Source organism: Intrasporangium oryzae NRRL B-24470 (assembly GCF_000576595.1).
Classification (GTDB): Bacteria; Actinomycetota; Actinomycetes; order Actinomycetales; family Dermatophilaceae; genus Intrasporangium_C; species Intrasporangium_C oryzae.
The window spans coordinates 41,688-54,573 of sequence record NZ_AWSA01000032.1 but is presented as its reverse complement, the minus strand read 5'-3'; the positions used below and the strand labels follow the sequence as shown (position 1 = coordinate 54,573).

Below are 12,886 nucleotides of genomic sequence, written 5' to 3'. Positions count from 1 at the left end.
GCCTCGAAGGTGCTGGCCTGTCCGGAGACGGTGACGGGCGCACCGGCGTTCAGCACCTGCCTCGGGTAGGGCTGGTCGATCCAGAGCGGCGCGAGGATCGTGGCCGCCTGTATTGGATCGGTTGCGCGGTTGTACGACCCCGCCGTGGTCAGGGTGCCGGCGAGCGCAGTGGACCCGTCGGCGAGGACGAACCGCACCGGCGGCAGGCCGCTCGCCCCGGCGGCTGCCTGGACGGTCCAGACGAGCTGCTGGACGGCCAGGGTCGCGTCCGGCGTGCTGAGTGCCGTGGCGCCGTGCGTGAGGGTGACGAGGATCAGGTCAGGTCGGACGGCGACGTCCACGACCGCCGCTCCTTCCCACAGCGCGCGATATCCGGCGTCGAGCGTGGCGGCGGAGTTCTCGAGCGACAACTTGGCCGCGGCGAGGGCCCGCTGGGCGGGATCGGCCGAAGCGGTGGTCGAGGGAACGAGCTCCCGGACGAGGCCGAGCCTCGACCCCGTGCCGTCCAGCACCCCGACGCGGTAGACCGGCAGGGCGGCCCGCGCCGCCACCGGACGGCTCGGGGGCGCCGACGACTGGCCCTGAGTCGTCGGCGAAGGGGTGGCGGACGAGGAGAGGGTGGGAACGTTCGACGCCTCGCCGGCGGCCGGTGTCGTCACTGCGGGTGACGCCGTGGTGCTTCCGGAGACCGAGCTCCCGTCGGCCGGTCGGTTCGCGGCCCAGAGCCCGCCGGCGACGAGGGCCGCCGCCGCAGCAGCAGCCGAGGGCGCGAGCCAGCGGCGAACCAAGGGCGCCACCTTCGTCACCGTCGCCGCCGGCGGGGCATCGGCACGGGCCACCCCAAGGATGGCGTCGAGACGGTCCGTGGGGTCGATGGACTGGGCCTCGGCGAGGAGTGCGGCTCGCAGCTGCGTCTCGACGGGGCCCGTCGGGAAGAGGTCCACGTGCGCGTCGTGCGCGCCGGACTGGTGGCGGTCGTCGTTGTTCATGGCTGCTCCGGACTGGTGGTGGCGGCTGGAGTCGTTCCGGGCCGTGGTCGCGACCGGGCCCTGGCGTCGTCAGGACGCTGACCGGTCTGCCCAGCCGGGTGCCCGTCAGGACCGCCGTCGGGCGCTGCCATGGCGGCGCGGAGCGTGTTCAGCCCACGGTGGACGTGGGACTTGACCGAGCCCGGCGAGATGCCGAGCGCATGGGCGATCTGGGCCTCCGAGAGGTCCCCGTAGTAGCGGAGGACGAGAACCTCGCGCTGCCGGCCGGGGAGGGCGTCGAGGGCCCCGATCATCATCCGCCGTTCCACCGACCGCAGCGCCGGGGCCTCGGCGCTCTCGTGACTGGCGCGCCCGAGGGCCCGGGCCGAGGCGGCTTCGTGTGTGTGGTGACGATCGACGACGACCCTGTGGCGTAGGACCGACCGGCATCCGTTGACGACCGCCGTCTGGAGGTAGCCCAGGACGCGACCGGACTCGCGGATGGAGGCCCAGTTGCGGTGGGTCGCGACGTAGGCGTCCTGGACGACGTCCTCGGCGGCGAGCTGGTCGTGAAGGAGGAGCCAGGCGAGGCGGACGAGGCGGTCCCAGTGGGCCGCGTAGAGCGTCGCGATCACCTGGTCCGCCTCGGCCGGCAGTGTGGTCATGACAGAAGGACGCCCGAGAGCTTCCGTGGGTTGACAGCTCGCGGTGAGTTTCCGCTACAGGCCCAGCTGCGCGGGACGGAGGCCGCTTGGCGGGGGAGCGGGGGACGCGTGCTCCCACGACCATCTGGGCACGCGCGGGTCACGAGGCGAACGGGACATGCGCAGGCGCACGACCGAGGTCGATCGAGCGCGCGGCCGGAATGCGCGGTGCGCGCAGCCCGGCCGGTGACATCGTCGCCGTGGGTCGTCATCGTTGGGCCCGGTCGTCGGGGAGTAGTACGTCCTCGTCTCGGACGGGGAGCGTCTCTCGGGACGATTCACGGCTAAGTGACATAATGTCGATTATCGGCGTTAATGATCATCGAGTGGCCGCCCTCACGAGGCCTCTGGGTCGACCGTCGGTGTCGGTCCGTGATCGAGACCGGCAAGCCAGGTCCGCAGCAGTTCTTCGAGGGCGCTCCGCTGGGTCGGTGTCAGGCCGACGAGCAGCTGCTCGTCGCCGGCCATGACGTCGGCGAAGATGCCGTCGAGTCGCGCCAGCCCTTCGGGCGTCAGCTGCACATGGACCGTCCGGCGGTCCGGCTCCTCGCGGACGCGTTCGACGAACCCGAGCGTCTCCATCGCCTGGACGCGCTGGGTCGTCGCGCCGGGCGTCACACGGCAGCGACGCGACAGCTCGCCGGCCGTCAGGCGGTATGGCGGGCCGCTGCGGCGCAGCGTGCCGAGCACGTCGAGATGACTCTGCTCGAGCCCGTGGGCCGCAAGGACCCGTGCCCGGTTGTCGACGACGATCGCCCCGAGCCGCCACACGGGAGTGATGATCCCGATCGACGACACGTCGACGTCAGGGCGCTCGCGAGCCCAGGCCTCGATGATCTGCCCGACCTCGTCCCCCACGCGCTCCGCCATACCAACACTTTAGCGCTAAAGCAGGCCCGCTCCCAGAGGTCCCGGTGGGAGGATTTCGCACATCGGAAGGAGTCCGCGTGGATCTCTCGACCTTCTATGCCGTCGTGTCGGCGACCTGCTTCACCCTGGTGGGGCTGTGGTGGAGTGCGATCGACCGCCGCCGAGACCTGCTCGTGGCCACCGGCGACCGCCGGGCCGTCGGTGGGGTCTACCTGACCTTCTTCGTGCCCGGCCTGATGGGCCTGTTCGCCCAGATCGACCCCGGCAGCGCCGGGGTCTGGCGAACAACGTTCGCCATCGCAGCCGTCCTCGGCGTCTGGTCGACCCTGCGCGTGATCCAGATCGACCGCAGCTCCGTTGCCCGGGGGCCGTTCCAGCGCAACCGCTGGCTGGTGGCCGTGCTGTATGCCGTCATCTTCGTCGTCGGTGCCGCGCCCGGGCTTGTCGAGTCGCTGGGTCTCACGGCCTTGCGCGCCGCCGGCATCTCTATCGTGTGTCTCGTTGCGCTCGGCCATGGGCTCGCCTGGGAGTTGCTCACGACGGTCGAGCCGCGCGACCAACCCCTCCCCTCCCCTGCCGGCGGCTCCGAAGGGCCAACGCTTTAGCGCTCAAATGCCTGGTTGACCTCGCCCGCCATCGTCACCGCACCGAGCCGCCGGTCCCCGGGTGACGCAGTGCACGGACGCAGGGCCGTCGGATGCTCAGGCGACCCAGATCTTGCGCACGGTCTTCTCGACGGTCCAGACGGTGCGCATGCCAGCGGTGAGCCGGACGACCGCTCCTGTCGCCAGGTCGATCGGAGCGTGGCCACTCCCCTCCCCCGGCGTCTCCACGAAGTCGATACGCCCGTGTCCGGTGATGACGACGAAGACCTCGTCCGCCTCGGTGTCCGACATTGCGCCCGGCGTCATCTCCCAGACCCCCACGGCGAGCTCACCGACCCGGCCGAGCTCGACGAGCCCGGTCGACGGCTCCCCCGCGACGACCTGCTCGCCGGGCACGCGCTCGTGCCGCAGGACGAGGCTCGCCGCGTCGACGAGGTCTCCTGGCCCCAGCAGGCCGAGGTCGGGGTCAGCCACCATGCACCGTTCCTTTCCGAGAGGGCGCCGGCCTAGGGCGTGGAGCCGGGACCTGCACCGGCCCGCGTCAGAGAACGGACACGCGCGGGACTCATTCCGCCCGGTTCCGTTCCCCTCACGCCACTCGTGTGCAACAGTTCGCCCCATGGCCGATGTCGCTGTGCACCAAGCCCGCCCGGAGACCAAGGAGCAGCGCGCCTGGTACTGGTACGACTGGGCCAACTCCGCCTACGTGACGACCACAGCGACGGTGCTCATGAGCCCCTACCTCACGTCGGTCGCCGAGAAGGCCGCCTGCCCGAATCTCGCCGACGGGGCGGACTGCACGACGAACCTCTCCGTCTTCGGCATCCCCGTCGCGCCGGGGTCCCTGTGGTTCTACACCGTGACCTTCGCGACCGTCCTGTCGGCTGTCGTCCTCATCTTCGTCGGAGCTGTCGCCGACCGGAGCCCGCACCCGACGCGGATGCTGGCCGGCTTCGCCTGGGCGGGCGCGCTGGCCGCGAGCCTCATGTTCCTCGTCGCGGGCACGAACTGGCAGCTCGGTGCGTCCCTCGTAGTCGTCGCGGGCCTCTGCCTCGGCGCGTCGCTCGTCGTCTACGACTCGATCCTGTGCCGGATCGCCAACGAGAACGAACGCGACCGGGTGTCCTCGAAGGGCTGGGCGTTCGGCTACCTCGGCGGCGGCATCCTGCTCGCGCTCAACTTCGTCCTCGACATCTTCCATGAGGACCTGGGGCTCGACCGGGCCATGTCCACCCGGATCAGCATCCTCTCGGCGGGTCTGTGGTGGGCCGGGTTCACGCTCATCCCGTATCTCGGCCTGCGCCACCTGACCGGCACCGTGGGGACACCCGTGGACCGCCAGGCCGGCGTCGTCGGCGGCAGCATCGAACAGCTCGTGAGCACCCTGCGGGACCTCGCCCGCTACCCGCAGACGCGCCTGTTCCTGCTGGCCTACCTCTTCTTCAACGACGGCATCCAGACCGTGATCGGCAGCTCGAGCGTCTACGGCAACAAGGAGCTCGGCTTCCCCGAGACGACCGTCCTCGGCGTCTTCCTCTTCGTCCAGTTCGTCGCCTACTTCGGGGCCCGGCTGTTCGGGAGGGTGGCCGGAGTCATCGGCGCGTGGCGCACCGTGCTCTACGGCATCGGGCTCTGGACACTCGTGGTGGTCATCGCGTTCGTTGTCCCGTCGAAGTCCCTCGCGATCTTCCTCGGTCTCGCCCTGCTCATCGGCCTCGTCCTGGGCGGCACCCAGGCCCTGTCGCGGTCGCTCTACAGCCAGCTCATCCCCCGCGGCCGCGAGGCCGAGTACTTCAGCCTCTACCAGGCGATGGAGCGTGGGACGAGCTGGTTCGGGACGTTGATCTTCGGGCTCGTCTACCAGTTCAGCCACAGCTACCGGTGGGCCATCATCGCGCTGATGATCTTCTTCCTCGTCGGCGGTGTCCTCCTCTCGCGGGTCCGGATGCGCGAGGGCATCGAACAGGCGGGCAACCCCGTCCCGCTCGTCGTCTGAGTGGCCTTCGTCACACCTGGGGGCGCCTGCAGGCGAATCGGGCTGGAATGATATGGGGACGGGAACAAGGCAACGATCTCGCTCGTTCAAGCGTCTGTGAGGGTGAGGCGCCGGGTGGTGCCGACCAGAACCACGATTCTTGGAGGGGTTCACCATGGCCGATCGAGCACTGCGCGGTTCCAACCTCGGCTCCCGGAGCATGGAGTCGGATGAGAACGTCGTCCCGAGCGAGCGTCAGATCACCGTCTACGTCTGCGCCAACGGGCACCGTACCGAGCTGCCCTTCTCCGTCGAGGCGGACATTCCTCCGACGTGGGAGTGCCGCTGCGGACTGGACGCCAAGCTTCAGGGCGACGGTCCCGAGCCCGAGGCGAAGCCGGTCAAGCACCAGCGCACGCACTGGGACATGCTCCTCGAGCGTCGCTCCATCCCCGAGCTGGAGGAGCTTCTCGAGGAGCGGCTGACGCTGCTGCGTGAGTCCCGCGGCGAGAAGCCGCGGCCCCGCAAGTCAGCCTGACCCCTCGCGTCCCGGCCAGGGACACCCTGAGAGCAGCGAAGAACACCGAAGAACACCGAAGAGCCCGTCCCGTTCGTGGGGGCGGGCTCTTCGTCACGTCGAGACGTATGCCCCGCTCACCACCCGGGCGCGAACGCGCCACTCGCGGCCCTCCGGCGTCCCGTCGTGCCGACCTCGGTCCGCGGCCGTCGTGGTCCCCGGCCGTCGTGGTCAACGGTCCTCGTCGTCCTGCCCATCGACCCCATCGACGACATGCCCCTCGATGACCTCGCCCTCGACGACCTCGCTGCTCGCAGCGGACCTGCGGGGTCCCTCCGGCGGGAGCTCCGGGCCACCGGTGACGCTCAGGCCCTCGGCGTAGTAGTCGACCCGCGCCACGACGTGGCTGCTGATGGCGCCGGCGAGGAGTGTCCGCGCGACGGGACGGGTGAAGGGCAGTACGAGGACAAGCCCGGCGACGTCGGTGATGAACCCCGGCAGGAGGAGCAACAGGCCGCCGACGAGGACGATGATGCCGTCGGCGAGCTCGCGGGCCGGCATACGTCCCTCCGCCAGCGCCTGCCCGAGCGCCCGCCAGGCCCGCCTGCCCTCGCGGGCGATGAGCCAGGCGCCGAGGGCGGACGTCGCGACGAGGAGCCCGAACGTCCACCAGCCGCCGATCCACGAGCTCACCAGGCCGATGACCAGGATCTCGAGCAGCACGAGCAGGACGACGCCCGCCCCGGCCAGTCGGGTCGGCCTGAAACGACGAGGGCGCGCGGGAACGGTCACGGCCGCTCCTCCACCGGTGCGGGCCGCCCACGCAGTCGGCGCGCGGCCTGCTTCACCTGGTTGGTGCGGTGCTCGATCCCCCACTTCGTGACGTTGGTCAGGGCCTCGCGGACGATGCTGCCGCCCATCTTGGAGACGCCCACCTCACGCTCGACGAAGGTGATCGGGACCTCGACGACGGTCAGGCCTCCCCGCACGGCGCGCAGGGTCAGGTCGATCTGGAAGCAGTAGCCCTGGGACTCGACGCCCTCGAGATCCATCGCTCGGAGGGCCGACGCCCGGTAGGCGCGGAAGCCGGCCGTCGCGTCGTTGACCTTCATGCCGAGCAGGACCTTGGTGTAGACGTTGGCGCCGACCGAGAGGACCTTGCGCCGCAGTGGCCAGTTGCGGACCTGGCCCCCACGCACCCATCGGGCGCCGATCGCGACGTCGGCGCCGGCGAGGGCCCGGAGCAGGTCGGGCAGCTGCTCGGGCTGGTGGGAGCCGTCGGCGTCCATCTCGACCGCCGCGTCGTAGCCCTCGCCGAGCGCGAACTCGAACCCGGCGAGGTAGGCCTTGCCGAGCCCCTCCTTGCCGCGTCGGTGGAGGACGTGGACGTGGGCGTCGTCGGCGGCGAGCGCGCCGGCGACCTCGCCGGTGCCGTCGGGAGAGTTGTCGTCGAGCACGATGACATCGGCATCCGGAACGCTCGCACGGACCCGCGCGACGATGCCGGGCAGGTTGTCGCGCTCGTTGTACGTCGGGATGAGCACGGCCACCCGGGTGACCGGCTCACGCTTCGTCGTCGTCATCCTCGTCCTTCGTCTCGGCGACCTCGGGGTGGCGACGCGAGACGAACGTCGTGCCCCAGAGCACCAGCAGGGCCATGGCGGCGGCCCATTCGGGGGCCTCCCCAAGTCGGGTCGCCACGGTGGTGGCGTCCCGCAATGGTAGAGCCCCGCGGACCACCGCCTGCGTGAACAACGACGTGACGTCGTGGGCGGTTCCGTCCGGGGTGATGAGCGCGCTCTGGCCGACGGTCGAGACGTGGACGACGGAGCGCCCGAGCTCGATCGCGCGCAGGCGGCTGATGGCGAGCTGCTGCGGAGACTCGGCGGTGAACCCGAAGGTCGCGTTGTTGGTCTGCACGACGAGGACGTTGGCGCCGGCGCGGACCGTCTCGCGCATGATGTCGTCGTAGGCGACCTCGAAGCAGATGGCGATCCCCGCGCGGATCGTGCGGCCGTCGGCGGCCTTGACCTCGAAGACGCCAGGGCCGGTCCCGGCCGCGAAGTCGCGTCGGACGAGGTCGACCTGGCTGCTCAGCCGGCGCCAGAAGGCGCGGTTGGGGATGTACTCGGCGAACGGCACGGGGTGCTGCTTGACGTAGCGGTCGGTGTTGCCCTTCCCGGGCTCGAAGAGCAGGGCGACGTTGGAGAGCTGACCGGGAGGCTCCTCGAGCAGGCCGCCGACGATGAGCGGCCGGTCGAGTGCGTCGACGGTCTCGAGGATGAGCGACTTCGCGTCGGCGTTGCGCAGCGGGTCGATGTCGCTGGCGTTCTCGGGCCAGACGACGAGGTCGGGCCGCGGCGACCGTCCCGCGGTGATGTCCTCGTCGGCCTTGAGCGTCGCCGCGACGTGGTTGTCGAGGACGGCCCGACGCTGGGCGTTGAACTCGAGGCCGGCCCGCGGGACGTTGCCCTGGACACCGAGGAACTGCGCGGTCGGGCCGTCGGTCGGGACCGGCACGGCGAGTCCGGCAACCGCCAGCCCGAGCGCGAGCCCAGCGGGCACGACCACCGGGCGCAGCGGCATACGGGCGGCGCTGGCACGACCGGCGAGGAGGCGGCTCGCCGCGAGCGCGACGAGCCCGCCCGTGAGCGCGATGACGAAGCCGACGAAGGGAGCGCCGCCGAGGGAGGCCAGCCGGCCGAAGGGCGCATCGGCCTGCCCGAAGGCGAGCTTGAGCCAGGGGAAGCCGCCGTACGGCGCCCGGGCGCGAAAGCCCTCGGTGACGACCCAGACGATCGCGAACGCGAACGGGCGCACCCGGCCCTCGCGGCTGAGCCAGCCGTAGACCGCCCCGAGGAGGCCGATGAAGAGGGCCTCGAGCGTCGCGAGGGCGAGCCACGGGAGCGCGCCCACGTAGATGCCGGACCAGTGCAGGCTCGGGACGAAGAAGGCGAGTCCCGCGACGAGCCCAAGCCCGAAGCCCCGCCGCCCTCCGGCCCCGGTGAGCGCCCAGGCGAGCAGGGCGAGCGCGACAGGCGCGGCGGCCCAGATGTCGAACGTGGGGAAGGCGAGGCAGAGCAGTCCGCCACCGAGGAGGGCCACGAGGAGTCGACGCACGGGGATCACCGTATGCCGCCGGGCTGGGCGCGCCTGCAGCCGCCCACGTCCCGGGCGGGTTGCGGCTCGTGCCCGGGGAGCGGAGTCGGTGCGGGAGGTGGTCAGGGGACGACGACGACGCCGCGTGCCGTCGTCGCGACAACCGGCGGGTCGAGCACGTCGGCCGCCGACTCGCCCCGGCTCGGGTTGCCGCGGGCGACGACGCGGACCTCGAAGTCCATCTCGCGGCTGCGCCGGCCCACTCGGACGAGCTCTGCGGAGATCTCGATGACGTCGCCCGCTCGGACCGGCGCCCGGAACTGGACGTCGGAGTAGGAGGCGAAGAGGCCTTCGTCGCCATCGGTCGCGATGCACATCTCGGTCGCCACGTCGCCGAAGGCCGCGAGGGAGTAGGCGCCGTCGACGAGGTTGCCGGCGTAGTGCGCGTGGCTGTAGGGCACGTAGCGGCGGTGGGTGACGCGCAGCCCCACCGCGGCCCGGGTCGCACCTCCGGTCGTCGAGTCGGTCATGCCTTCCTGCCCTTCCTCACGGTGATCTCGTGCACGAGGTAGCTCGCGACCTCGCCGGGGGTCGTTCCACGCCCGAAGATCCGGTCGACGCCGAGCTGCGCTGCCGAGTCCTCCTCGAACCGCGGGCCACCCACGATGAGGATCGGGACGTGGCCCGCCGGGTAGGCCTCGCGGAAGGCGGCCGACATCTGGGTCGTGTTGTGGATGTGGGCGTCCTTCTGGGTCACGACCTGGCTCACGAGGACGGCGTCGGCCTTCTCGGCCCGGGCCCGGGCGACGAGCTCGGGGACGAGGACCTGGGCGCCGAGGTTGACCACCTTGATCTCGCGGTAGTACTCGAGGCCCTTCTCGCCGGCGAAGCCCTTGATGTTGAGGATCGCGTCGATGCCCACGGTGTGGGCGTCGGTGCCGATGCAGGCGCCGACGACGACGAGCTTGCGGCGCAGGGTGCGTCGGATCGCGAGGTTGGCGTCCTTGGCGCTGAGGAGTGGGTACTCCCGCTCGACGACCCGCACCTCGTCGAGGTTGACCAGGTGGGTCGAGCTGCCGTAGACGACGAAGAAGGTGAAGTCGGGACCCATCGCCTTCGCGTGGACGAGCAGGGCGGGGTCGAGGCCCATCTTGCGGGCGAGCTGGAGGGCCGCACCCTCCGCCTTCTTGTCGTGCGGGATCGGCAGGGTGAAGGACAGCTGGACCATGCCGTCACCGGTCGTGTCGCCGTAGGGCCGGATGATCGAGCCGCTCATCGCCTCGCCGCCTTCGCCGGGACGCCCGCGTCGAGGGCGGTGATGGCCGGGTTGTCGTAGCCGTCGGCCCGTCGGACGACGCCGTCAAGCCCCTTCCCCCGGTCTGCGGGCCGTTTCATCAGGCCGAACGTGCCGTCGGCGATCGCCGCGAGCAGCGGCGCGTCCCCGGCCGAGTCGGTGTCGGCGACGATCCGCTCGAGGAGCTCGACCGCCTCGGAGAGGACCTGCCGCGCGCGGTTCTGGATGAAGCCGTCGCGGGGCGGGTGGAAGTCCTCGGTGAGGCCGCTGGCGGCGTTCATGACGTAGCGGACGTTCTGGAGCGCGAGGTCGCGGTCGGAGAGGAACGGCGTGACGACGGCCTCGGTCATCATCCCGACGAGGAGGATCCCCTGGCCGGTCATGGCGCCGGCGAGGTTGAAGAAGCCGTCGAGCAGGTATCCACGGAAGATGTCTCCCGTCATGTGCTTCGTGGGCGGCATCCACTTGAGCGGCGCGTCCGGGAAGAGCTGTCGGGCGAGCAGGGCGTGGGCGAGCTCGAGCCGGAACGAGTCGGGGATCTCGGGGTTGATCTCGAAGGCGTGGCCCAGCCCGAGCTGCCAGTCCTCGAGGCCCGCCTCCTTGGCGAACCGCTCGTTGAGCAGCTGGCTCACGGTGACCGTGTGCGCCGCCTCGACGGCGTCGGCCGTGGTCAGGTAGTTGTCCTCGCCCGTGTTGATGATGATCCCGGCGCGGGCATGGATCTGCCGGGAGAAGCGCTGGTCGACGAACGTGCGGATCGGGTTGATGTCGCGAAAGAGGATGCCGTACATCGAGTCGTTGAGCATCATGTCGAGGCGCTCCATGCCGGCGAGGGCTGCGATCTCCGGCATGCACAGGCCCGACGCGTAGTTCGTCAGGCGCACGTAGCGCCCGAGCTCCTTGCTCACGTCGTCGAGGGCCGCGCGCATGAGGCGGAAGTTCTCCTGCGTCGCATAGGTGCCGGCGAAGCCCTCCCGCGTCGCCCCCTCGGGGATGTAGTCGAGCAGCGACTGGCCCGTCGAGCGGATGACGGCGATGACGTCGGCGCCCTCGCGGGCCGCGGCCTGGGCCTGCGGGATGTCTTCGTAGATGTCTCCGGTCGCGACGATGAGGTAGATCCACGGCGTGCTCGCCGGGTCTCCGTGCCGTCTGACGAGCCGTTCACGCGTGCGCCGGGCTGCATCGATCCTGCCCAGGCCGGCGCCGACTCCCTTCGCGGCCGCACGGCGCGCCGCCGCGGCCTCCCTTCCCGCCGGGAGCCGGAAGGAGACGTTGCCGCTCGCCGCCATCTGGGCGAGCGTGGTGAGGTCGGGCGCCTCACCGCGAAGGAGGGCGTCGTAGACGGGCGTCGTGACCCCGTGCTCGAGTCCGACCTCGTCCCGCACCGCGGTGACGAGGTGGTTCACCCACGGGATCCGCTCGTGGTCCGCCCCCGCGAGGCCCGCGAGGCGCAGCGTCGCCCGCTCGACGGACACCGTCGTGTGGCTCTGCGCGATCGTGACGACGGGCGCAGCCGCCTTGCGCGCCAGGGATCGTGCGCGACGGACGACGGCGGGGTCGAGGTCGAGGACGGGCGCGGGTCGGGTCGGGCTCATGCCGGCGATCCTTCCGTCTCGGTGCCTGCTTCGTGGGCCAGACGCGCCTCGAAGAGCGACCGGACGGCCGGCACGTCCCGCACCAGGCCCAGCGCGGTCTCGGCGTGGCCCGGGACGTAGCCGTTGCCGACGAGCATCCGGACGTCGGCCGCGAGGCCCTCGGCTCCGAGGGCCGCGGCGGCGAAGTTGGTCGCCATGCTGAAGAAGATGATGGTGCCGCCCTGGGCCGTCGAGAGGATCGCCGGCTGCTCACACCCCGGGACGTCGACGCAGACCACGGTCACGTCGGCAGGTCCGCCGGCCGCCTCGACCGCCCGGCTGAGGCCGAGCGGCGAGCGGGCGTCGGCGAGCGCGACCACATCGGCGAGCCCGGTCGGCTCCAGCAGCTCACGCTCACGCTCGGTGGGGACGACCCCGATGAGGCGACCCGCACCCGCTCGACGGGCCGCCGCCAGCGAGAGGGACCCCGACTTCCCGGCCCCGCCGAGGACGAGCACGGTCGGCGTGACGCCTCGAGCGGCATACTCCTTGACGACCCGCTCGACGAGCGCGGGCGCGCCGCAGACGTCCATCACCATGAGCGCGAGGCGCGGGTCGAGGTCGTCGGGCAGGCGGGCCGCGATGCTCCGGCCGAAGAGAATCGCGTGGCCTCGCGCCGGCACCTGCTCGGAGAGGCCGTCCCAGTGGGAGAGCCCGTCGGTGATGGCGAGCGGCGTGAGCGAGAGGGAGACGAGCGTCGCGACGTGGTCGCCGACGACGAGGCCCAGGGGGCTCTCGGGCCCCACCTCCTCGACGACCCCGATGAGCATCCCGCCCGAGCCGGTCACGGGGTTCTGCATCTTGCCGCGCTCGGCGACGATCGCGAGGACCTCGCTGCGGACGGCCTCGCCGTCCACCGCCCCGTCGACCGTGTGCTTGTCGGCGAGCTGGCGGTAGCTCGCGGCGTCGAGGTTGAGTGTCTCCACCGCGACCCGCACCTCGTCGGGCCAGAGGGCAGGGTCCGGGTCGAGCCGGCGGGCGGCCTGCGGGAGGGTGACCGCGTCACCCACTGGCTCGAGCACCCGGTGCAGCCCGACGGGGGACGACATCGTGTCGCGCGGGGTGTGCCGGGAGGGAGAGGCGGCGGTCGACACGTTCACAAGTCCTTCTGTCCTCATCAGGTCAAGCCGAAGAATCTCCGTCAGCATACGGGTGTCACCGGGACATCCTTGCGGATTCTGGGCGGATAACCCTTGGATCGCCGGTCTGGCGCGGCTACT

General features: G+C 71.3%; 13 protein-coding genes and 1 pseudogene. 3 read left to right on the top strand and 11 right to left on the bottom strand.

The annotated features are described in order from the left end of the window. The 3 genes and pseudogenes from N865_RS14560 to N865_RS14550 all read right to left on the bottom strand — a co-directional run. Positions 1–989: pseudogene (locus N865_RS14560) on the bottom strand (hypothetical protein); the annotation flags it as partial. Beyond that, positions 986–1,633, bottom strand: coding sequence for an RNA polymerase sigma factor (locus N865_RS14555; protein WP_084328255.1), 648 nt, complete (start codon positions 1,631–1,633; stop codon positions 986–988). The pseudogene N865_RS14560 and the gene N865_RS14555, both read right to left, overlap by 4 nt. Positions 1,634–2,008: 375 nt before the next feature. Continuing rightward, positions 2,009–2,542: a MarR family winged helix-turn-helix transcriptional regulator gene (locus N865_RS14550; RefSeq protein WP_034807349.1), complete on the bottom strand. Its 534-nt coding sequence runs from the start codon at positions 2,540–2,542 to the stop codon at positions 2,009–2,011. Positions 2,543–2,619: 77 nt separating this feature from the next. Between N865_RS14550 and N865_RS14545 the strand changes: the two genes are divergently transcribed. Beyond that, positions 2,620–3,147, top strand: a complete 528-nt coding sequence (locus tag N865_RS14545; protein WP_034807346.1) for a hypothetical protein — start codon at positions 2,620–2,622, stop codon at positions 3,145–3,147. A 96-nt stretch (positions 3,148–3,243) separates the two neighbouring features. Here the strand turns inward: N865_RS14545 and N865_RS14540 are convergent, their stop codons facing one another. After that, positions 3,244–3,624 carry a cupin domain-containing protein gene (locus tag N865_RS14540; RefSeq protein WP_051510611.1) on the bottom strand — a complete coding sequence of 127 codons (381 nt, stop codon included), beginning with the start codon at positions 3,622–3,624 and terminating at the stop codon, positions 3,244–3,246. A 142-nt stretch (positions 3,625–3,766) separates the two neighbouring features. Between N865_RS14540 and N865_RS14535 the strand changes: the two genes are divergently transcribed. Next, on the top strand, positions 3,767–5,143 hold the full coding sequence (locus tag N865_RS14535) for an MFS transporter (protein WP_034807344.1): 1,377 nt from the start codon (positions 3,767–3,769) through the stop codon (positions 5,141–5,143). A gap of 154 nt (positions 5,144–5,297) precedes the next feature. Continuing rightward, complete coding sequence (locus tag N865_RS14530) at positions 5,298–5,660, top strand: RNA polymerase-binding protein RbpA (protein WP_034807341.1); 363 nt, start codon at positions 5,298–5,300, stop codon at positions 5,658–5,660. 210 nt (positions 5,661–5,870) lie between these two features. Here N865_RS14530 and N865_RS14525 read toward each other — a convergent pair whose 3' ends face one another. The 7 genes from N865_RS14525 to kdd all read right to left on the bottom strand — a co-directional run bounded on the left by N865_RS14525 (position 5,871) and on the right by kdd (position 12,760). Further along, on the bottom strand, positions 5,871–6,431 hold the full coding sequence (locus N865_RS14525; protein WP_034807338.1) for an FxsA family protein: 561 nt from the start codon (positions 6,429–6,431) through the stop codon (positions 5,871–5,873). Further along, entirely contained in the window at positions 6,428–7,222 is a 795-nt protein-coding gene (locus tag N865_RS14520) for a polyprenol monophosphomannose synthase (protein ID WP_034807335.1), read from the bottom strand. Before N865_RS14520 ends, N865_RS14525 begins: the two co-directional genes overlap by 4 nt. Then, positions 7,203–8,759: an apolipoprotein N-acyltransferase gene (lnt, locus tag N865_RS14515; protein WP_245603774.1), complete on the bottom strand. Its 1,557-nt coding sequence runs from the start codon at positions 8,757–8,759 to the stop codon at positions 7,203–7,205. The genes N865_RS14520 and lnt overlap by 20 nt, the downstream gene beginning before the upstream one ends. A gap of 101 nt (positions 8,760–8,860) precedes the next feature. Next, positions 8,861–9,268, bottom strand: a complete 408-nt coding sequence (kal, locus tag N865_RS14510) for a 3-aminobutyryl-CoA ammonia lyase (protein ID WP_051510610.1) — start codon at positions 9,266–9,268, stop codon at positions 8,861–8,863. Continuing rightward, a complete protein-coding gene (kamE, locus tag N865_RS14505) occupies positions 9,265–10,014 on the bottom strand; it encodes a lysine 5,6-aminomutase subunit beta (RefSeq protein ID WP_034807331.1) in 750 nt (249 codons plus the stop codon). Before kamE ends, kal begins: the two co-directional genes overlap by 4 nt. Beyond that, positions 10,011–11,627 carry a lysine 5,6-aminomutase subunit alpha gene (gene kamD / locus N865_RS14500; protein WP_034807328.1) on the bottom strand — a complete coding sequence of 539 codons (1,617 nt, stop codon included), beginning with the start codon at positions 11,625–11,627 and terminating at the stop codon, positions 10,011–10,013. The genes kamE and kamD overlap by 4 nt, the downstream gene beginning before the upstream one ends. Further along, a complete protein-coding gene (kdd, locus tag N865_RS14495; RefSeq protein ID WP_245603773.1) occupies positions 11,624–12,760 on the bottom strand; it encodes an L-erythro-3,5-diaminohexanoate dehydrogenase in 1,137 nt (378 codons plus the stop codon). Before kdd ends, kamD begins: the two co-directional genes overlap by 4 nt. Between the last annotated feature and the right edge of the window lie 126 nt (positions 12,761–12,886).